Source organism: Kitasatospora cystarginea (assembly GCF_039533515.1).
GTDB lineage: Bacteria > Actinomycetota > Actinomycetes > Streptomycetales > Streptomycetaceae > Kitasatospora > Kitasatospora cystarginea.
The window spans coordinates 70583-91227 of the sequence record NZ_BAAATR010000032.1; the positions used below are offsets into that span (position 1 = coordinate 70583).

Annotated in this window: 17 protein-coding genes; 6 read left to right on the plus strand and 11 right to left on the minus strand. The window is 71.8% G+C overall.

Features of this window, described 5'->3' with window-relative positions; all coding sequences use genetic code 11:
- A partial coding sequence (locus tag ABD369_RS28795) for a hypothetical protein (RefSeq protein ID WP_425557805.1) occupies positions 1–2984 on the minus strand: 2984 nt, incomplete at its 3' end.
- Positions 2985–3391: 407 nt separating this feature from the next.
- Positions 3392–3835: a methylmalonyl-CoA epimerase gene (gene mce / locus ABD369_RS28800; protein ID WP_344639481.1), complete on the minus strand. Its 444-nt coding sequence runs from the start codon at positions 3833–3835 to the stop codon at positions 3392–3394.
- Positions 3836–4182: 347 nt separating this feature from the next.
- Between mce and ABD369_RS28805 the strand changes: the two genes are divergently transcribed.
- Both ABD369_RS28805 and meaB read left to right on the plus strand, forming a co-directional pair.
- A complete protein-coding gene (locus tag ABD369_RS28805) occupies positions 4183–5385 on the plus strand; it encodes an acetyl-CoA C-acetyltransferase (protein ID WP_344639482.1) in 1203 nt (400 codons plus the stop codon).
- Positions 5386–5516: 131 nt separating this feature from the next.
- Positions 5517–6473, plus strand: coding sequence for a methylmalonyl Co-A mutase-associated GTPase MeaB (gene meaB / locus ABD369_RS28810; protein WP_344639483.1), 957 nt, complete (start codon positions 5517–5519; stop codon positions 6471–6473).
- 207 nt (positions 6474–6680) lie between these two features.
- Here meaB and ABD369_RS28815 read toward each other — a convergent pair whose 3' ends face one another.
- From ABD369_RS28815 to ABD369_RS28835, 5 genes are all read right to left on the minus strand, one after another.
- Positions 6681–7199 carry a MarR family winged helix-turn-helix transcriptional regulator gene (locus tag ABD369_RS28815; RefSeq protein ID WP_425557803.1) on the minus strand — a complete coding sequence of 173 codons (519 nt, stop codon included), beginning with the start codon at positions 7197–7199 and terminating at the stop codon, positions 6681–6683.
- A gap of 66 nt (positions 7200–7265) precedes the next feature.
- Entirely contained in the window at positions 7266–8093 is an 828-nt protein-coding gene (locus tag ABD369_RS28820) for an AIM24 family protein (protein ID WP_344639512.1), read from the minus strand.
- 125 nt (positions 8094–8218) lie between these two features.
- Positions 8219–8869 carry an AIM24 family protein gene (locus ABD369_RS28825; protein ID WP_344639484.1) on the minus strand — a complete coding sequence of 217 codons (651 nt, stop codon included), beginning with the start codon at positions 8867–8869 and terminating at the stop codon, positions 8219–8221.
- Entirely contained in the window at positions 8869–9507 is a 639-nt protein-coding gene (locus ABD369_RS28830; protein WP_344639485.1) for an AIM24 family protein, read from the minus strand. The genes ABD369_RS28825 and ABD369_RS28830 overlap by 1 nt, the downstream gene beginning before the upstream one ends.
- An 82-nt stretch (positions 9508–9589) precedes the next feature.
- The gene (locus ABD369_RS28835; RefSeq protein ID WP_344639486.1) at positions 9590–10366 is read right to left on the minus strand and encodes a DUF2127 domain-containing protein; all 777 of its coding nucleotides are present in this window, start codon (positions 10364–10366) and stop codon (positions 9590–9592) included.
- Positions 10367–10626: 260 nt separating this feature from the next.
- Between ABD369_RS28835 and ABD369_RS28840 the strand changes: the two genes are divergently transcribed.
- A complete protein-coding gene (locus tag ABD369_RS28840) occupies positions 10627–10941 on the plus strand; it encodes a DUF3817 domain-containing protein (RefSeq protein ID WP_344639487.1) in 315 nt (104 codons plus the stop codon).
- An 80-nt stretch (positions 10942–11021) separates the two neighbouring features.
- On the opposite strand, the gene ABD369_RS28845 is transcribed toward ABD369_RS28840, so the two are convergent.
- On the minus strand, positions 11022–12662 hold the full coding sequence (locus tag ABD369_RS28845) for a M4 family metallopeptidase (protein ID WP_344639488.1): 1641 nt from the start codon (positions 12660–12662) through the stop codon (positions 11022–11024).
- 562 nt (positions 12663–13224) lie between these two features.
- On the minus strand, positions 13225–14880 hold the full coding sequence (locus ABD369_RS28850; RefSeq protein WP_344639489.1) for a M4 family metallopeptidase: 1656 nt from the start codon (positions 14878–14880) through the stop codon (positions 13225–13227).
- Positions 14881–15440: 560 nt separating this feature from the next.
- Between ABD369_RS28850 and ABD369_RS28855 the strand changes: the two genes are divergently transcribed.
- The 3 genes from ABD369_RS28855 to icmA all read left to right on the plus strand — a co-directional run bounded on the left by ABD369_RS28855 (position 15441) and on the right by icmA (position 18246).
- Positions 15441–15956, plus strand: coding sequence for a MarR family winged helix-turn-helix transcriptional regulator (locus ABD369_RS28855; protein ID WP_344639490.1), 516 nt, complete (start codon positions 15441–15443; stop codon positions 15954–15956).
- Positions 15957–16000: 44 nt separating this feature from the next.
- Positions 16001–16333: a DUF3817 domain-containing protein gene (locus ABD369_RS28860; RefSeq protein WP_344639491.1), complete on the plus strand. Its 333-nt coding sequence runs from the start codon at positions 16001–16003 to the stop codon at positions 16331–16333.
- Positions 16334–16560: 227 nt separating this feature from the next.
- Entirely contained in the window at positions 16561–18246 is a 1686-nt protein-coding gene (gene icmA, locus ABD369_RS28865; protein WP_344639492.1) for a coenzyme B12-dependent isobutyryl-CoA mutase large subunit, read from the plus strand.
- A 61-nt stretch (positions 18247–18307) separates the two neighbouring features.
- Here the strand turns inward: icmA and ABD369_RS28870 are convergent, their stop codons facing one another.
- Both ABD369_RS28870 and ABD369_RS28875 read right to left on the minus strand, forming a co-directional pair.
- Positions 18308–19633: a sensor histidine kinase gene (locus tag ABD369_RS28870; RefSeq protein WP_344639513.1), complete on the minus strand. Its 1326-nt coding sequence runs from the start codon at positions 19631–19633 to the stop codon at positions 18308–18310.
- A 65-nt stretch (positions 19634–19698) separates the two neighbouring features.
- Positions 19699–20403, minus strand: a complete 705-nt coding sequence (locus ABD369_RS28875; RefSeq protein WP_344639493.1) for a response regulator transcription factor — start codon at positions 20401–20403, stop codon at positions 19699–19701.
- Positions 20404–20645 lie beyond the last annotated feature (242 nt).

Here is a 20645-nt window from a genome sequence, read left to right on the forward strand (position 1 = left end):
GCGCGCAGTTCTGCGATCTGCTGGGCGGCGGCCTCGTGCAGTCCGGCGACGGACCGGCGGACCTCGGATGCCTCGTCCTCGGCCGCGCCGACCAGTTCGGCGGCCCGGCGCTCGGCGGCGGTGATCGCCTGCTCGGCCTCGGCGGCGGCCTTGGCGGCCGTCTCCTCGGCCTCGGTGGCGGCCAGTTCGCGCAGTTCGGCGGTCTCGCGGTCGGCGGTGGCACGCAGTTCGCGGTCGTAGGCCTCGGCCTGCTCGCGCTGCTCGGAGGTCTCCCGCTCCGCGGTGGCGCGCAGTTCGGCGAGCTCGGCCTCGGCCTGCTCGCGCAGTTCCCCCGCCTCGCGGCGGAGTTCGGCGGCGTGCTGCCGGGCACCGGCCAGTTCCTCGGCGCCCTCGGCGCGCAGCGCCTCGGCAGCGGTCTCGGCCTCCGTGCGGATGGTCCGGGCGGCGGTCTCGGCCTCGGCCAGCCGCTCGCCGGCCTCGGTACGGGCGGCGGCCAACGCCTGCTCGGCCTCCGTGCGCAGTTCGGCGGCGGCCTGCTCGGCGGTCTCCCGTGCACTGCGGGCGGCGGCGAGCTGTTCGGCGGTCTCCTCGCGCTCGCGCTCCAGCCCGTCGGCGGCCTCCTCGTAGGCCCGGCGGCTCTCCTCGCGCAGGGTGTTCGCGGCGGTCTCGGCCTCGCCGCGTTCCCGCTTGGCCCACTCCTCGGCCGTGGTGCGGTGTGCCTGCGCCCACCCCTCGGCGGCGGTGCGGTGGGCCTGGACCCAGTTCTCGGCCTCGGAGCGCTGAGCCTGCGCCCAGTCCTCGGCCTCCGCGCGCATCGCCTCGGCGGCGTGCGCGGCCTCGGCCCGGACGGCCTTGGCGGCACGGGCGCTGTCGGCGCGCAGTTCGGCGGCGGCCCGCTCGGTCTCGACCCGTACCGTCTCGGCGTGGTGCGCGGCGTCGGTGCGCAGCGCCTCGGCGGCGGCGACGGCCTCGGTCCGGAGCTTCTCGGCCGCGCTGGTGGCCTCGGCGCGGACCCGCTGGTCGTACTCGGCGGCCTCGCGGCGCAGTTCCGCGGTCTCCCGCTCGGCGGCGGCGCGGTTCTCGGCGGCAGCGGCCTTCGCGGCGGCGACGGCCTCCTGGTGGTGCTGTTCGGCGGCGGCGGCCAGCTTGGCGGCCTCGGTACGGGCCCGGGCGAGGGTCTGCTCGGCGCGGCCCTGCATCTCGACGGCCTGGGCCTTGGCCTGCTCGCGGATCTTCTCGACCTCGCCGGCGGCTCCGCCGCGCAGCTCGTCGGCGTCGGCCTTGGCCTTGGTGAGGAGCTCCTCGGCCTGCCTGGCGGACTCCTCGATCTGCACCACCGCCTGGCGGCGGGCGTCATTGCGGACCCGCTCGGCCTCGGCGGCGGCCTGGGCGCGCAACTCCTCGGCCCCGGCCCGCAGGCGGGCGGCCTCGTCGTGCATCCGCTCCATCTCGCGGCGGATTCCGGCGGCGTCGTCCAGGGCGGCGTTCTGGGCCTGCTCGACGGCGGCCTTGGCCTGCTCGCGGAGCAGCTCGACCTCGGCGGCGGCCTCGGTCCGGATCCGCTCGGCCTCGGCGGCGGCCTTCTCGACCGTGGTACTGGCGTCCGAGGAGGCGCCGGAGAGCATCTCCTCGGCCTGCTTGGCGGCCCTGGCCAGCTGGGTGGTGGCGTCCTTGGCGGCCTCGGCGCGGCCCTGCTCCACGGCCTCGGCCCGCAGCGCCTCGGCGGCGGTCTCGGCCTGGGCCCGCAGGTCGGCGAGCTCGCGTTCGGTCTCGGCGCGCAGTTCGGCGATGGCGGCCTCGGCCTCGGCCCGCAGCTGGGTCGCGACGGACTCGGCGGCGCCGCGCAGGCGCTCGCTCTCCTCGGCGGCGGCGGCCTTGGCGGCCTCGGCCTGGGCGGTGGCGTTGGCGGCCTCGGCCTTGATCAGCTCGGCCTCGCGGGTGGCGGCGGCCACCATGCGGGAGATCTCGGCCTTGGCGGTCTGGGCGCGCTGCTCGCTGGCGGCCTCGCCGTCGGCCACCTTCTGCTCGACGGCGGCGGCCGCCTCCGCCTGCAGCCGGCTGGCGGCGGCCTCGGCCTGGGCGTGCAGCTCGACGGCCTCCTTGCGGGCCCGCTCGGCCTCGGCCAGCGCCTCGGCGCGCAGCCGCTCTATCTCCGCCTGGGCCTGGGTGAGGGCGGCCTCGGCCCGCTCCTGGTCGGCGGTGGCGCGCCGCTTGAGCTCGTCGATCTCGGCGCGGGCGGTGGCCAGCTGCTTCTCAGCCTGGCTGGCGGCGCTGTCGCGCAGCTCCTCGGCCTGGGCGCTGGCCTGCTGGGCCTGCTCGGAGGCGGCGCGCAGCAGGCGCTCGGCGTCGCTCTGGGCGCGCAGCAGTGCGGCCTCGGCGGCGGCCTTGGCCTCGCCCCGGGCGGCGTCGACGTCGGCGGCGGTCCGGGCGCGGGCCTGGTCGGCGAGGGCGGTGGCCTCGGCGCGGGCGGCGGCGATCAGCCGGTCGGCCTCGCCGCGGGCCTCCTGGAGCAGGCGCTTGGCCTCCTGCTCGGTGCCGGCCCGGGTCTGCTCGGCCCAGTTGACGTTCTCGCTGACGTGCCGTTCGGCGCTGCGGCGGAGCTCCGCGAGCTCCTCGTCGAGCTGGCGGCGGCGGGCCGCGAGCTCGGCTTCGAGCCGGGCGGTGCGCTCGGCGGCCTCGGCCATCAGGCGCTGGGTGGCCGCCTGCGACTCGCGCAGCTGGCGCTCCGCGTCCGCGCGCAGCGCTTGTGCCTGCATCTCCGCGTTCTGCAGGATCTGCTCGGCCTGTCCCGAGACGGCGTCGAAGGCGCGCGGCTGGGCGAGCTGCCGCCGGCACTCGTGCAGCTTGGCCCGGAGTACCTCCACCTGGTAGGCGAGATCCTCGGCATGCTGGATGGACTTGTCCCGCTCCTTGCGAGTCCGCTCCATCTCGGCCTCGAACTGGGAGAGGTGATCGTCACCCTCGTAGCGGTCGTTGCCCCGCACTCCGCGGTCCATCCGTCCCCTGGTCGCGTCCTCGACCCGGCCGGCCCCGACCCCTCTGTTGTCGGGGCCGGACCAACTGGTCCTTGCAGCCGCGGCGGGTGCCGCGGTCGGAGTCTCTCGGCAGGTGGGTACGCGGATCTCCGCGCTCCGCCGTCCGGGTGGACTCCTGAGCGAACTCTTGCCTAGTGGAGAATGGTGACAGATCCGGACTGCGACTGTTCAGCCCGTGCCCGCGTAGTGGACTCCCCGACAACAGGACCAGCCGTCAGCTGCTCGGCTTCTCCCGCCTTTGGCCGTGCTCTGCGGACCGGTCCTCCCCGGAGCCTCAGTGCACCTGGGCATTGTAGTGTGCGCGGCTCCGGGGGGAACGGGTGCATGGGTCCTTTCCGAGGTTACTGACGAGTCGTTCAGTGTTCGGTGTGCTCCGAGGGCTGTGCGGAGGTGACCAGCTCGGTCAGGACGCCGTGGCAGTCCTTGGGGTGCAGGAAGGTGATCCGGGAGTCCATCGAGCCCCGGCACGGCTCCTGGTACAGCACCCGGACGCCCTTCTCCCTGATCGCGGCCGCGTCGCCGTCCACGTCGGCGGTGCCGAAGGCGATGTGGTGCACGCCCTCGCCGTTCTTGGCAAGCCACTTGGCGACCGTGGAGTCCTCCCGGGTGGGCTCCAGCAGCTGGAGGTAGGAGGCGCCGCCGTCGTCCGTCTCGTTGATCTTGAGCATGGCCTCGCGCACCCCCTGCTCCTCGTTGACCTCGCTGTGGAACACCTCGAAGCCGTAGGTGTTGCGGTAGAACTCGACGGTCTTGTCCAGGTCGAAGCAGGCGATGCCGATGTGGTCGATACGGGTCAGCACGGCGGGTCCTCCAGGGCGGTCGCGGTCAGGTGGGCACCAGTGCAGCGCATCGGGGTTCGGCGGCGCCAGAGCCGCCCGTGCGAGTCTGCTCACACTGTGTTGCGCTGCGGGGCCCACCGCGCCGCGCCCGAGGTCGCACCGAGTCACGCGCCGGGCGCGCACCGGAAAAACTTCACCCCGGCGCGTGCTGACACGGTGTTGACTGGGTAGTGCCAGTGCTGCTGATCACACCTTCGCTGCGGTGACGCACGGGTTACGGGTCAGTACATTGAGCGGCATCCCCACACGCCCCCAGCCTCCGGCCGGGGGGATCCCACCTGGCCTTGACGCGCGAAGGGGCTCGTCTCATGACTACTTCAGTGATCGTCGCCGGTGCTCGGACCCCGATGGGCCGCCTGCTCGGCTCGCTCAAGGGCTTCTCCGGAGCGGACCTCGGCGGCTTCGCCATCAAGGCGGCCGTGGAGCGGGCGGGCATCGCCGCCGAGCAGGTGCAGTACGTCATCATGGGCCAGGTGCTGCAGGCCGGGGCGGGCCAGATCCCGGCCCGGCAGGCGGCGGTCAAGGCCGGTATCCCGATGAACGTGCCGGCCTTGACGATCAACAAGGTCTGCCTCTCCGGCCTGGACGCCATCGCGCTGGCCGACCAGCTGATCCGCGCCGGCGAGTTCGACATCGTGGTGGCCGGCGGACAGGAGTCGATGACCAACGCCCCGCACCTGCTGCCGAAGTCCCGCGAGGGCTACAAGTACGGCTCGATCGAGATGCTCGACGCGATGGCCTACGACGGCCTCACCGACGCGTACGAGAACATCCCGATGGGCGAGTCGACCGAGAAGCACAACACCCGGCTGGGGATCGGCCGCGAGGTCCAGGACCGGATCGCCGCGCTCTCCCACCAGCGGGCCGCCGCCGCCCAGAAGAACGGCGTCTTCGAGGCCGAGATCGTCCCGGTCGAGATCCCGCAGCGCAAGGGTGAGCCGGTCCTCTTCAGCCAGGACGAGGGCATCCGCGCCGACACCACCGTGGAGAGCCTGGCCAAGCTGCGCCCGGCGTTCCCGGGTGGTGCCCCCGACGGGGCCGGCACCATCACCGCCGGCACCTCCTCGCAGATCTCCGACGGTGCCGCCGCGGTGGTCGTGATGAGCAAGGCCAAGGCCGAGGAGCTCGGCCTGACCTGGCTGGCCGAGATCGGTGCGCACGGCAACGTGGCCGGCCCGGACAACTCGCTGCAGTCGCAGCCGTCCAACGCCATCGAGCACGCGGTGGCCAAGGAGGGCATCACGGTCGAGGACCTCGACCTGATCGAGATCAACGAGGCGTTCGCGGCCGTCGCCCACCAGTCGATGAAGGACCTCGGCGTCACCGAGGAGAAGGTCAACGTCAACGGCGGTGCGATCGCGCTGGGCCACCCGATCGGGATGTCCGGTGCCCGGATCGTGCTGCACCTGGCGCTCGAGCTGCAGCGCCGCGGTGGCGGCGTGGGCGCGGCGGCGCTCTGCGGCGGCGGCGGCCAGGGCGACGCCCTGATCGTCCGGGTCCCGCAGGCCTGACCGGACGGCACAACGTCTGACACGGCGTCGGGGCTGTCGGCCGCCACCAGCGGCCGGCGGCCCCTCCCGTCTGCGGTCCGCCCGCCGGGGCGGAGCCGCGGCCGGGCTCTTGAGCGAGGAGCGGACTGAACATGGTCGATGTGCCGACGTTGGTCGAGCAGGCGCGGCAGGGCCGGCCGCGCGCCGTCGCCCGGCTGATCACGCTGGTGGAGAACGCTGCTCCCCAGCTGCGCGAGGCGATGGCCGCGCTTGCCCCGTACACCGGGCGGGCGTACACGGTCGGGCTGACCGGCTCGCCCGGGGTGGGCAAGTCCACCTCCACCTCCGCGCTGGTCACCGCCTACCGGCGGCTCGGCAAGCGGGTCGGGGTGCTCGCCGTCGACCCCTCCTCGCCGTTCTCCGGCGGGGCGCTGCTCGGCGACCGGGTACGGATGCAGGAGCACGCCACCGACCCCGAGGTGTTCATCCGCTCGATGGCCACCAGGGGCCACCTCGGCGGGCTCTCCTGGGCCGCGCCGCAGGCCCTGCGGGTGCTGGACGGCGCCGGGTGCGAGGTCATCCTGGTGGAGACCGTCGGCGTCGGGCAGTCCGAGGTGGAGATCGCCGCGCAGGCGGACACCTCGGTGGTACTGCTGGCCCCCGGCATGGGCGACGGGATCCAGGCCGCCAAGGCCGGGATCCTGGAGATCGGCGACGTCTTCGTGGTCAACAAGGCCGACCGGGACGGTGCGGACGCCACCGCGCGCGAGCTCAACCACATGCTCGGCCTCGGCGAGGCACGCGAGCCCGGTGACTGGCGGCCGCCGATCGTCAAGACCGTCGCGGCGCGCGGCGAGGGCATGGACGAGGTCGTCGAGGCACTGGAGAAGCACCGGGCCTGGCTGGCCGAGACCGGCGAGCTCGCCGTCCGGCGGCGCCGCCGGGCTGCGGACGAGATCGAGGCCATCGCGCTCGCCGCCCTCCGGTCCCGGATCGGCGATCTGCACGGCGACCGGCACCTGGGGGCGCTCGCGGAACGCGTCGCCGCGGGCGAGCTCGATCCGTACGGCGCGGCGGACCAGCTCGTCGCGGACCTGACGGGGGCGTAGGGCCGGCGGGGCGAGCCTCCTGGGGAGGAACCCCGCCCAGGGCCTTCAGCGGTGTGAATCCTCACCGAGAGGTGTGAACCCTTTCGGTTTTCCCGAGGAGGAGTTCACCGCGCCCCCGGAGCGTGCCCGAGTGCGTCGGGGCGGGTTGGCGCCGGTCCGGAGCGCTGACGGGACGGCGCGGGCCCGCCCCGCGAGCGGGCGCCGGGCTCAGGCGCGGCCGCGGAGGTTGCGCAGGTGCTCGGCGACGGGGGCGAGGGCGGCGTACATCGCGTCGATCTGCTCGGGGGTGAGCCGGTCGATGAAGTGGCGGCGCACGCTGCGCACGTGGTCGGGGGCGACCTTCTGCATGGTCTCCCAGCCCAGTTCGGTCAGGTGGGCGTAGAGGCCACGGCGGTCGCCGGGGCACTCCTGGCGGAGGACCAGGCCGGCGTTCTCCATCCGGGTGATCTGGTGCGAGAGCCGGCTCTTGGACTGGAGGGTGGCGGTGGCCAGGTCGGTCATCCGCATCCGGCGGTCGGGGGACTCGGACAGGGCGACCAGGATCTCGTAGTCGTTGCCGGCCAGGTTGTGCGGCTGGAGCTCACGGCCCAGTTGGTAGTCCAGCAGTTTGGCCACCTCGAGATGGGCACGCCAGAACTGCTGCTCCTTGGCCGTGAGCCAGGGAGTCTCCTCCTCCTGGCGGGGGTGGGAGGAGGAGGCCTCGGTGTCGGTGCTGTGCATGTCCATGGGAGAAGCATAGCCGAGGTTGTTAAATGTTGTACAAACTTATAAGTGGTCCAAGTCGGACTGTGGTCACAGCCCGAAGCGCCGCCCCAGCTCACCGAGGTTGCCCAGGCCGGGGAGGCCCGGCAACTGCTGCCCGCCGTGCCCCGGCTGCTGCGGCACTCCGCCCCCGGGCACCCCGGGCTCGCTCTCCACGACGCCCACCGAGCGCTCCGCCATCAGCTTCTCGCTGGACTGCACCAGCACCTGGCCGGCCCCGATGAACTCGAACTGGTGCTCCTCGCCGGAGGCCCCGCCGAGCCCGGTCAGGTGCCGGATCCCGCCGATCACGCCGTGCAGGTAGCTGTGGTCGTAGTGGTGGCAGGGGGCCGGGCAGTCCGCCCAGCCGACCAGCGCCTGCGGGTCGACCCGGATCGGCGGCTCCACGAAGTGCACCGGGCCGTTGGAGGCGGCGACGAACTTTCCGGTGCCGATCAGGGTGAGGAACCCCGGGATGATCGACTGCTTGAGGGCCAGCGAGGGCTCGAAGGCCAGCAGGTTGCCCGAACGGACCGTCAGGTTGCCGTTCTCCAGGTCGTAGGAGTTCAGGTCGAACGCCCGGTCCGCGAGCAGCAGCTTCCCCCGTCCCTCGGCCACCACCCAGTCCGAGGCGTGCAGCGGGGAGTTGAAGTTCCGCTCCAGTACCTGGTCGAGCACGCCCCGGCCGATGCCGGAGAAGCGGACGTCGCCGTAGTAGGCGATCATCTTGCCCTTCTGCAGGTAGTACGGGCCGTTGAGGTCCACCGAGAAGGCGTACGGGTTGACGTTGTCGTTGACCGGAAGGGTGTGCGGGTCGTACACCACCGGGCCACCGCCCTGCTGCTGCGGCGGCTGCGCCGAGGGTGCCGCGGGCGGCATCGGCGGCATCCGCATCCCGGGCTGGGTCGGCTGGTAGGACTGCTCGTACTGCTGCTGGGAGTAGGGCTGCCCGGGCTGCTGGGGGTACGGCTGCCCGTACGGCGGCTGCTGCGGAGGGTAGGACATCAGAGCTTCTCCTCGCTCGCCTGCACGAACACCACGCCCTGGCCGGACAGTTCCAGCTGGAACGCCTCGCCGGAGCCCCGTCCGATCATCTCGCGCCAACCCAGCGCGGTGGACAGTTTGTTGCGTACGTCGCCGCGGTGCGCCACGTACGCCTGCGGGTCCACGTGCACCGGCTGGCCCTGGACGATGGGCAGTTCGATCACTCCGCCGTGGGCCAGTACCGCGACCGAGCCGTGGCCGGTCAGCTGGGTGGTGAACAGTCCCTGGCCGGTGACCTGGCCGCGGACGATGCCCATCACGCCGCCCTGGGAGCCCATGAACATGGTGGACTGCTGGAGCGAACCCTCGAAGGCGAGCAGCCGGTCGGCCTCCACGCAGAGGGTGTCGCCGGCCAGCTCGATCACGTGGACGTGGTGGCCGCCGTGGCCGAACAGCACGCTGCCCCGGCCCTCGACGGTCATCAGCGGGGTGTCCTCGTTCGCCACCCGGCGGCCGATCATCGACATCACCCCGCCCTGGCCGCCCATCAGGTTGGGCCTGAAGGTGACCTCGCCGGTGTACGCGACCATCGCGCCGCGCTGGCTGAACAGCTGCCGTCCGGGGACCACCTGGGCCTCGACCAGCTTGCTGTTGATCTTCGTGAAGGGCATCAGACGTCGCCTCCGAAGGTGGTCTTCTCGGACGGCTGGACGTAGACCAGGCCCTCGCCGGTGAACTCGACCTGCATCGCCTCGCCGCCGCCCTCGCCGATCAGCGTGGTCCAGCCGGCGCCCGACTTCAGATGCCGGCTGAGGGTGCCGGTGTGAGCGACGTACGCGCCCGGGTCCACCCGCAGCGGGGTGCCCTTGGTGACCCGCAGGATGATCGCCGGGCCGTTGGAGGTGAGCGCTGCCCAGCCGTTGCCCTCGACCTTGGTGGTGAACAGGCCGTTGCCCGAGGCCATCCCGTTGAGTCCGGTGAAGCTGGTGCCGGTGTGCAGGCCGGCCTCGGTGCAGAGCAGGTTGTCCGCCTCGACGTACAGCGCCTCGCCGTTCAGCCGGACCAGGTTGATCTCGGTCGCCTTGTCGGCGAAGTAGCAGGTGCCCTGCCCCTTCACCTCCATGACCGCCATCTGCTCGCCGGTCAGGCGGCGGGCGACCATGCCGCGCAGGCCGTCGCCGCCGCCGGTGAGCTTCTTGAAGGACATCTGGCCGGTGTACGCGACCATCGAACCGTTGCGGGCCTTGACCGCGTCGCCCGCCATGTCGACGGCGAGCACCTTGGAGCCCTGGAGACGAAACTGTGCCACCGGCCGAATGTAGCTGGCGCGGTGGCACAGTGACAGCAAGCAGCGCCCGACTGGTACGAGGCTGCGACAGAGCGGGTGCGGATCAGACCGCCGCGCGGACGGTCCCGGCCGCCTGCTCGACCTCCATCAGTGAGGCGGAGTGCCGCTCGGCCTCGAAGGCCACCACACCGCCGCGCAGGCCGAACAGCCGCTTGGAGAGCAGGATCCACACCACCGCGGCGGTGTTCAGCAGCAGCGTGCAGATCTTGAACACGGTGACGTGGTGCGACAGCTCGTACCCCTCCAGCGGGAGGAACGCGGCGGTGGCGACCACGGTCAGGTACTCGGCCCAGCGGCGGGCCAGCCAGAGCCCGAACGCCTCGACGATCTCGATCAGCGCGTACGCCACCAGCGCGCCCGCCACGCCCAGCAGGGTGCTGCGCTTGTAGTCGAAGGTCTTGCGGATGGTCTCCACGATGGGAGAGTTCTCCAGGTCCCAGTGGAAGTGGTCGGTGACCGGCTTGAAGACGCTCAGGTTCTGGTTGAAGAGGTCCTTGACCGCGTCCTGGCTGTTGGAGAACTTCCACACCGCCCAGGCGACCAGGATGATCAGCACACCGCGCAGCAGCCGCTCGATCGCCAGGAAGCGCAGGATGAAGATGTCGCGCAGGGCCTTGCCGCGGGGCACCAGCGGGGCGTTCTCGGCCGGGCCCGAGCCGTGCGGTGCCCCCAGGGCGAAGTCACCGCAGCGCAGGCAGCGCCAGGCGTCGCCGAGCGCGGTCTGCGCGTGCAGCCGCGACCGCAGCTCGGGCTCGCTGGGCGCGTAGGTGGTGTGGCCGCGCCGGGAGCAGGTCCGGCGGTTCCAGTCGATGGTGAACAACGGTGATTTCCCCCGCGGTCTTCGCCGACCTGACCGTCAGGTCGTGCGGCAGCAATATAGGACCTCCGGACGACTCCGGGCTTCGCGCGGTCCGACCGGGGCCGGCGGTCCGGCGGTCGTGCGCGCAGAGCTCCGCGCCCCCGCGGAGCAGCCCACGCCCCCGGAGCTCGCGCCGGTGTCGGGTCGGTGATAATGGGCTGGCGGCTTGTGCGTCCGTTCACAAGCCTGCCCGCCGACCCCCGACCCACGAGGTATCCACCGTGAAGAGCAGCGCCGTCCACCGCCTGCGCCTTGTCTCCGGCCCCGAGGGCCTCTCCTTCCTGCTGCTGCTGGTCTGCTCGGTGCTGAAGCGGACCACCAGCTTCAACGCCGTGCCGGTGATGGGCATGGTCCACGGCGTGCTCTTCATCCTGTACGTGGTCTTCCTGGCGCTCGCCGCGCAGCAGCAGCGCTGGCCCGCCAAGCGCAGTGCGCTGCTGTTCGTGCTGTCGGTGCTGCCGACCGGCGGCTTCTTCGCCGAGCGGATGCTGGCCAAGGAGGAGCGCGGCGAGAGCGCCGTGCCCGCCACCGCCTGATCCCGGGATCGCGCCGCAGCCGGGCCCCTCGCTCTCCCGACGGAGCGAGGGGCCCGGCTGCTGTCGCCGGTCGTGGAGCGTCAGTTGACGTTCACGGCGGACCAGGCCGCGGCGACCTGCTTGTACTCGGTGGAGGTGGCGCCGTACAGGTCGGCGGCGGCCTTCAGGGTGCCGGTGCGGGCCGCCTTGTAGTCGGTGGTGGAGGTGAAGTAGGTGGTCAGCGCGCGGTACCAGACCTTGAGGGCCTTGTCGCGGCCGATGCCGGCCACGGACTGGCCGCCCACGGTCGGCGAGTCGTAGCTGTAGCCGTTGATGGTCTTCTGCCCGCTGCCCTCGGACAGCAGGTAGAAGAAGTGGTTGGCGACGCCGGACGAGTAGTGCACGTCCAGGTTGCCGAGCGAGGAGGACCAGGAGTCGGGTGAGGTGCCGTCCTTGGAGGGCTTGTCCATGTAGCGCAGCGGCTTGCCGTCGCCGTTGATGTCGATCAGCTCGCCGAGCCAGTAGTTCGGCTTGTTGGCGGGCAGGTTGGCGTACCACTCGACGCCGGTGCCGAAGATGTCCGAGGTGGCCTCGTTCAGACCGCCGGACTCACCGAAGTAGTCCAGGTTCGCGGTGGCCGCGGTGACGCCGTGGCTCATCTCGTGGCCGGCCACGTCGAGTTCGGTCAGCGGGTGGGTGTTGCTGACACCGTCGCCGTAGGTCATGCAGAAGCAGCTGTCGTCCCAGAAGGCGTTGACGTAGTTCTTGCCGTAGTGGACCCGGCTGTAGGCGCCGACGCCGTCGTTGCGGATGCCGTTGCGGCCGAAGGTGGCCTTGTAGAAGTCCCAGGTGACGGCGGCGCCGTACTGGGCGTCCACGGCGGCGGACTGGGCGTTGGAGGCCAGGCCGTTGCCCCAGGTGTTGGTCGAGTTGGTGTAGAGGGTGCCGTTGCCCGAGGTGCGGCCGCTCAGGTTGGTGGTGTACTGGTTGCCGCGGGTGGCGTCCTTCAACTGGTACTTGCCACTGGTGGAGTTGGTGGTCAGCGGCACGGTGCCGACGAAGACGCCCTTGCCGCTGCCGGTGGCGTTGGCGGTCTGGATCTCCTCGTGGGTGGAGAGCACCTCGCCGGTGGCGGCGTCGGTGACCAGGCGCTGGCGGCTCGGGGTGCCGTCGGCGCGCATGCCCTCGACGGTGGTCTGGTAGGCCAGGCGAGGGGTGCCGGTGGAGGCCCAGACGACCAGCCTGGCCGGGCTGGTCCGGTCGACCGAGGTGAGTGCGGCGTCGTCGGAGTCCCTGGCGCCGATGGCGGCCTTGACCGTGCCGGCCGCCTTGGTGGCGGCCTGGTCGGCGGAGAGCTTCGGGGTCAGGCTGGCGAGGGCCAGCTTGCTCTCCACCGCGCGGTCCACCGACTTGACGGCGCCCTTGGCGTCCTGGTGCACGATCAGGTCGCCGCCGAGCACCGGCAGTCCGCCGAAGGTCCGCTCGTAGCGCAGGTGCCTGGTCCCGTCGGCGTCCACCACGACGTCCTTGGCCACCAGCTTCTCCTGGCTGCCCAGGCCCAGGGCCTTGGCTGCGGTGGTGGCCTGGGAGTCGGCGAGGGTGATCAGCTCGGCCTGCTGCCGGCCGGCGAGCGTCCCGGCGGCCGGAGAGCTGGCCTGCGCCGTCCCGACGCCGACCTGTACCACCCCGGCGATGATCGCCGAGGCGGAGAGAACGGCTCCGACTGTCAGCTTTCGCTTCACGTACGGTTCCTTCCGGTTCAACCGCGTCTGCGCGGTCGCGCCGCGTTCCGGGGCACCGGGGTAGTGCCTGCTGGGGCGGAATGGGCGCTGACGTGCTGCTCCGTGCGGTCAGACGGCATCGGCCGGAGAGGTGGGGCGGCCGGCGCCGGTACGGGGCTGGCCAGAAGCATGACAATCGAACTGATGAAATGACAGGTCTCGGGCAATGATTGGCAAACTTCCGCCAACTCCCGTCCATACATCTGTGGTGAGAATGTGTCAGGCAGATGTCCTCGGGCGGACGGCCCGGGCGGCCGGCGGATGGGTTCCGGCCCGAACCGAGTCCGGACGGTGGCTGGATTCAGCCAAGATCCGTTCGTGGGGTGCGCATTGCCGCAACATTGTGAAAGTTTGATGTCCCGGTGGGCGCGGTCAGGCGGATGGCGGGACTCCGCCATCGGACCCTCTTGTCCGGCCCGTTCCACCACTGCTAGCCGCCCCAGGACGCACCGCAGCCGGGCCCCCGTCGGACGGGGACCCGGCTGCGGTGAACAGGCTGCGGTGAACGGGCCGAGCGGAGGCCTTACTTGACGTTCACGGCCTCCCAGCAGGCCGCGACCCGCTTGTACGCCAGGGAGCCGGTGCCGCCGTACAGGTCGGCCGCCGCCTTCAGGGTCGCGGCGCGCGCGCCCTGGTAGTCGGTGGTCGAGGTCATGTAGACGGTCAGCGCGCGGTACCAGACCTGGAGGGCCCTGGCCCGGCCGATGCCGGCCACCGGCTTGCCGTCGAAGGTCGGCGAGTTGTACGTGTAGCCGTTGATGGTCTTCTGCCCGCTGCCCTCGGACAGCAGGTAGAAGAAGTGGTTGGCGACGCCGGACGAGTAGTGCACGTCCAGGTTGCCGAGCGAGGAGGACCAGAAGTCGGGCGAGGTGCCGTCTTTGGAGGGCTGGTCCATGTAGCGCAGCGGCTTGCCGTTGCCGAAGTAGTCGATGGCCTCGCCGATCAGGTAGTTCGGCTTGTTGGCGGGCAGGTTGGCGTACCACTCGACGCCGGTGCCGAAGATGTCCGAGGTGGCCTCGTTCAGAGCGCCGGACTCACCGAAGTAGTTGAGCTTGGCGGTGGCCGCGGTGACGCCGTGGCTCATCTCGTGGCCGGCCACGTCGATCGAGGTCAGCGGGTGGGTGTTGCCCTGGCCGTCGCCGTAGGTCATGCAGAAGCAGCTGTCGTCCCAGAACGCGTTCATGTAGTTCTGGCCGAAGTGGACGCGGCTGTAGGCGCCGACGCCGTCGTTGCGGATGCCGTTGCGGCCGAAGGTCTTCTTGTAGAAGTCCCAGGTGGCCGCCGCGCCGAACTGGGCGTCCACGGCGGCGGACTGGGTGTTGGAGACGTTCCCGGTGCCCCAGCGGTTGTCGGTGTCTATGTACAGCGTGCCCTTGCCGGAGGTGCCGCCCTTCAGCGTGGTGGTGTACTGGTTGCCGCGGGTCGGGTCCTTCAGCTGGAACCAGGTCCGGTACGGCGTGGTGGTCAGCCGCACCGCGCCGTCGTGGACGCCCCGGCCGATGCCGACCGCACCGGCGGTCTGGATCTCCTCGTGGGAGGAGAGCACCTCGCCGCTGGCGGCGTCGGTGACCAGCCGCTGACGGCTCGGGGTGCCGTCGGCGCGCATGCCCTCGACCACCGTCTCGTACGCCAGGCGCGGGGTGCCCGAGGCGGCCCAGACGACCAGCTTGGCCTGGCCGGTGCTGCCGACCTCCTTGAGCGCGGGCTCGTCGGCGTCCTTGGCGATGCCCATGGTCGACTTCACCGCGCCGGCGGCCTTGGTCGCGGCCTTGTCGGCGGAGAGCTGCGGGGTCAGGCTCGGCAGGGCGAGCTTGCCGTCGAGCGCGCGGTCCACGGACTTGACGGCGCCCTTGGCGTCCTGGTGCACGATCACGTCGCCGCCGAGCACCGGCAGGCCGCTGAAGGTGCGCTCGTAGCGCAGGTGGCGGGCGCCGTCCGGATCCACCACGGCGTCCTTGGCCACCAGCTTCTCCTGGCCGCCCAGGCCCAGGGCCTTGGTGGCGGCCGGGATCTGCGAGTCGGCGAGGGCGATCATGTCGGCCTCGGCGGGCTGCGGAGCGGCCGCGGCCACCTCGCCGTCGGCGGTGAAGGACAGCGCCTGCGCCGTCCCGGAGCTGACCTGGATCGCGGCGGCGAGGACCACCGAGGCGGAGAGAACAGCGCTGAGCTTGCGCTTCAAGTGGGATTCCTTCCATGTCAACCGCGTGCCCGCGGTCGTGCCGCGTTCCGGGGCACCAGGAATTGGCGCCGACCAGGGCGGAACAGGGCGGATGGCATGACCGAACATGCTGATGGAGTGACAAATATTTAGCAGCAGTTGGCAGAAAGGTGCCATGCGGTTATCGTCCCCAGGGGACTGATAGAGCATCAGAATGCTGGATAAATCGGGCAAATCACCGGTCTGGTATGGCGCCTTTTGAACAAACCGAGACCTTGCGGCCGGTGAATTCGGACAGTCGGAAACACCCGCAAAGGAAAGCCGGGACTTTATGTCCTGATTTGCGGCGATGATGGCCAGCCATCCCGCCCCGGGCCGAAGGGCCCGCCGCCCGCGGCGAAGCCGCTGGTGTGCGGCGTGAAAGGGTGGGGCGACGAGCGACCGAGGCGCGAGGGAGTGCCGGAGGGGCGAACGTCGGCACCGGGTGCGAGGGTCCGGAGGCGAGTGGGCGGGCAATGGAGCGGCGTCCAGCATCCTGGACAGCCGGCACCCGCCATCAGGCGCGCCGGTACGGTGGGGAGGTGGCCAAGCCCCTAGCTCTCGACTTCGACCCGATCGCCCGCGCCGACGAACTCTGGACCCGGCGCTGGGGGAGCGTCCCCGCGATGGCGGCGATCACCTCGGTGATGCGCGCGCACCAGATCCTGCTCTCCCGGGTGGACGCGGTGGTCAGACCGTTCGGGCTGACCTTCGCCCGGTACGAGGCACTGGTGCTGCTCACCTTCAGCCGGAAGGGCGAGCTCTCCCTCTCCAAGATCGGCGAGCGGCTGATGGTCCACCCGACCAGCGTCACCAACACCATCGTCCGACTGGAGGGTGCCGGCCTGGTCTCCCGCCGCCCCAACCCGTTGGACGGCCGGGGCGTGCTCGCCGCCATCACCGAGCGCGGCCGGGCGGTGGTCGAGGAGGCCACCCGGGCGCTGATGGCGATGGACTTCGGCCTGGAGGGCTACGACGAGAAGCAGTGCGAGCAGGTGTTCGAGCTGCTCCGGCCGCTGCGGGTGGCGGCGGGCGACTTCACCCCGCCCGCCGAGTAGGGGTGCCGCAAATGCACCCTAAGCGGGCGGTTACCCTCGATGGCATGAAGCAGAGTGTGCTGACCCGCTACCGGACGATGGCCTACGTCACGGGTGTCCTCCTGATCCTGCTGACCCTGGGTGTGATCGCCAAGTACGCGCTCGGCATCTCGGGTGCGGCCGGCTTCACCACCGCCGTCGGTATCGCGCACGGCTGGCTCTACGTGGTCTACCTGGTGCTCGCCTTCGACCTGGGCACCAAGGCGAAGTGGCCGATCGGCAGGCTGGCCTGGGTGCTGCTGGCCGGCACGATCCCGACCGCGGTCTTCTTCGTCGAGCGCAGGGTCTCCCGCGAGGTGGCGCCGCTGGTCGCCGCCCCGGAGCCGGCGAGCGCCTGACCCCGCCGCCCGAAGGGCGCCCTCTCCCGTGTCGGAGAGGGCGCCCTTTCGCATGCTCCGACGCCGCATGCTCCGACGCGGCGTACCCCGATGCCGTGTGCCCCGAGGTCCCGGTCGGTGGGCGGCCATCGACAGATACTAGGACGTCCGAGTAAATTGGTAGGACGTCCTAGTAGCTGTGCCGTCCCCAAGCGGTGGCGGCCGTACGGAGTGGGAGTTCGGAGTCGATGGACGCCGACGAGATCGAGGCCGGCCGCCGGCGCTGGCAGCAGCGGTACGACAAGGCGCGCAAGCGCGACGCGGACTTCACCACCCTGAGCGGCGACGAGGTCGAGCCGGTCTACGGCCCGCCCGCCGCTCAGCCCTACGAGGGCTTCGAGCGGATCGGCTGGCCCGGGGAGTACCCCTTCACCCGCGGCCTGCACCCCACCGGGTACCGGGGGCGGACCTGGACGATAAGGCAGTTCGCCGGCTTCGGTAACGCCCAGCAGACCAACGAGCGCTACCGGATGATCCTGGAGGCCGGCGGCGGTGGCCTCTCGGTCGCCTTCGACATGCCGACCCTGATGGGGTACGACTCCGACGACGCCAAGTCGCTCGGCGAGGTCGGCCACTGCGGTGTCGCCATCGACTCCGCCGCCGACATGGACGTGCTGTTCAACGGCATCCCGCTCGGCGAGGTCACCACCTCGATGACGATCAGCGGCCCGGCCGTCCCGATCTTCTGCATGTACCTGGTCGCCGCCGAGCGCCAGGGCGTCGACCAGGGAGTGCTCAACGGCACCCTGCAGACCGACATCTTCAAGGAGTACATCGCGCAGAAGGAGTGGCTCTTCGCCCCCGAGCCGCACCTGCGCCTGATCGGCGACCTGATGGAGTACTGCGCCGCCAACATCCCGGCGTACAAGCCGCTCTCGGTCTCCGGCTACCACATCCGCGAGGCCGGGGCGACCGCCGCCCAGGAGCTCGCGTACACGCTGGCCGACGGTTTCGCCTACGTCGAGCTCGGGCTGTCGCGCGGTCTGGACGTGGACGTCTTCGCGCCCGGGCTGTCCTTCTTCTTCGACGCCCACCTGGACTTCTTCGAGGAGATCGCCAAGTTCCGCGCCGCCCGCCGGATCTGGGCCCGCTGGATGCGCGACCGCTTCGGCGCCAAGACCGACAAGGCCCAGTGGCTGCGCTTCCACACCCAGACCGCCGGCGTCTCGCTCACCGCCCAGCAGCCGTACAACAACGTGGTGCGCACCGCCGTCGAGGCGCTCTCTGCGGTGCTCGGCGGTACCAACTCGCTGCACACCAACGCGCTGGACGAGACCCTGGCGCTGCCCTCGGAGCAGGCGGCGGAGATCGCGCTGCGCACCCAGCAGGTGCTGATGGAGGAGACCGGGGTCGCCAACGTGGCTGACCCGCTGGGTGGTTCCTGGTACGTCGAGGCGCTCACCGACCGGATCGAGGCCCAGGCCGAGGCGATCTTCCAGCGCATCCTGGACAAGGCGGTGGCCGACCACCCGATCGGCCCGATGACCTCCGGCATCCTGCGCGGCATCGAGGAGGGCTGGTTCACCGGCGAGATCGCCGAGGCCGCCTTCCAGTACCAGCAGGCCCTGGAGAAGGGCGAGAAGCGCGTGGTCGGCGTCAACTGCCACCCGCGCAGCGTCACTCCGGAGCTGGAGATCCTCCGGGTCAGCCACGAGGTCGAGCGCGAGCAGGTGCGGGTGCTCGGGGCGCGCAAGACCGCCCGCGACGAGGCCGCAGTCCGGGCCGGGCTCGACGCCATGCTGGCCGCTGCCCGCTCGGGGGAGAACATGATTCCGCCGATGCTCACCGCGATCCGCGCGGAGGCCACCCTCGGGGAGATCTGCAACACCCTCCGCACCGAGTGGGGCATCTACCGGGAGGCTGCCGCCTTCTAGCCGCCGGGCAGCTCACGATGGGCACCCGGGCAAGCCCCCAGGGGGGTTTGCCCGGGTGCACTCAGAAGGTGAGGCGGAAGAGTGCGCCGCCGCCCGGCGCGGCCTCGGCGGTGAGCTCGGCACTGTGGGCGCGGGCGATCTGGCGGGCCATGGCGAGGCCCAGGCCGGAGCCCGGGAGGGCGCGGGCGGCGGAGGCCCGGTAGAACCGGTCGAAGACGTACGGGAGGTCCTCCGGCGCGATTCCGGGGCCGTGGTCGCGGACCGTCAGCCGTTCCTCGGTGAGCGTCACCTCCACCGGTCCGCCCGGCGGGCTGAACTTGGCGGCGTTGTCCAGCAGATTGCCCACCAGCCGGACCAGCCGCGCGGGCACCGCGGGCAGTGTCGGACCGCCCTGCGCCGCGTACTCGAAGACGACCGCGGGCCAGTGGTCCCGGGCGGTCTCCACGCAGTGCGCCACCAGCGGTTCGAGCCGGACCAGTTCGACCAGCGCCTGCGGCTCCTCGTCCCTGGCGAGTTCGATCAGGTCGTTGACCAGCCCGGTCACCTCGCGCAGCTGCCGCTGCAGCCCGGCCGTCGCGCGCTCCCGCTGCCCGGGCGTCAACCGCTCGGCCTTGGCCAGCAGCTCGGCGTTGGTGCGCAGCGCGGTGAGCGGGGTGCGCAGCTCGTGCGAGGCGTCCGCGACCAGCCGCCGCTGGGCGGCCACCGACTGCTCCAGCTCGCCCAGCATCGCGTTGAACGCCCCGGCCAGCCGGGTCACCTCGTCCGCGCCGGCCGGAGCCCCCGGCGGCAGGTCGATCCGTACGGCCGCGTCCCGGGTGGCCGCGATCCGCTCGGCGGTGGCGGTCAGCCGGGCGAGCGGCGCCAGACCGGTACGGGCGACCGTGTGGCCCAGCACCCCGGCGAGCAGCACGCCCGCACCGGCGACCGCGGCCATCAGCTCCCCGGCCTGCCGCACGCCCTGCTGGACGGCGTCGGAGCGCAGTGCCACCTGCACCGCCTTGCCGGTGCCCGAGCCGAACGGGGTGGTGAGCATGCGCGCCGGGTGCCCGCTCACCGTGACGGTGCTGAAGTAGCCGCCGCGCTGCCCGGCCGCGACCGCCCGGGTGGCGGGGGTGACCGGGAGCAGGTAGGGCGGGGCGGGGTCCTTGGCCGGGTCGGCCGGCACGATCTGGGTGCAGGCGGGCGCGGCCAGGTAGCCGCACTCGGCGTAGAGCACCTGCGGGCCCTGTCCCCGGTTCTGCTGCTGGACCAGGGTGGCGTGCTGGGTCAGCTGGAGGTCGAGCTGGTGCACCAACTCGTAGCGCATGACGGTGAATCCGGCCACGCCCACGCCGAGGGCGACCAGCGCGACCGCGGCCGAGGCGGCCAGCGCCAGCCGGGTGCGCAGCGGTCTGCGGCGGCGCCAGCGGGCGTGCCGGGAGCGCTCGTCGCCGGGCGCGGCGGTCCGGTCGCTCACGGGGCGTCCAGCCGGTAGCCGACGCCGTGCACGGTGTGCACCAGCCGGGGCTCACCGGCCGCCTCCAGCTTGCGGCGCAGGTAACCGATGTACACCGCGAGGGAGTTGGAATCGGGACCGAAGTCCGAGCCCCAGACCCGCTCCATGATCAGCTCACGCGGCAGCACCTGCCCCGGGTTCTGCAGCAGCACTTCGAGGAGGGCGAACTCGGTCCGGGAGAACTCCAGCGCCCGGCCCGCCCGGCTGCCGGTGCGGCTGACCGGATCGACCGTCAGATCGCCCAGCACGTAGCCGTGGTCGGGCACGGCTGGTGCGGCCCGGCGCAGCAGGGCACGCAGCCGGGCGGTCAGTTCGTCCAGCGCGAAGGGCTTCACCAGGTAGTCGTCGGCGCCCGCGTCCAGACCGTCCACCCGGTCGCTGACCGAGTCCCGGGCGGTGAGCACCAGGATCGGGGTGCGGTCGCCGAGCGCCCGCAGCCGGCGGCAGACCGCCAGGCCGTCCAGCACCGGCATCATCAGGTCCAGCACCAGCGCGTCCGGCTGCCAGGCGGCCACCTCGCTCAGCGCGGCCAGGCCGTCGCCCGCGCCGCGGACCGTGTATCCGGCGACCGCGAGGCCGTCCTCGACGGCGGCTCGCACCTCGGGGTCGTCGTCCACCACCAGGATCCGGGGCGTCCTGTTGCTCTCGGGCACGCTGCTCATGGGAACAAGCTTCTCAAACGCGGCTATTAGAACTCTCTTAGACCGGGTCGCGACCGTCGAGGCCATGCGGGCAACACACCTGTCGGTGGTCATCGGCGCGGGCGGCACCGGAGGTCGCAGCCACCCCGGCGCAGCGCCTCCTTCGCCCCCGACCGTTACGCGCTCTGGCCCCGGTCGGTTGTCGGGGGCCGCTCAGGGGTCACTCAGGGACGTTCCCTGATGATCGGTCATGCCCGGACGGG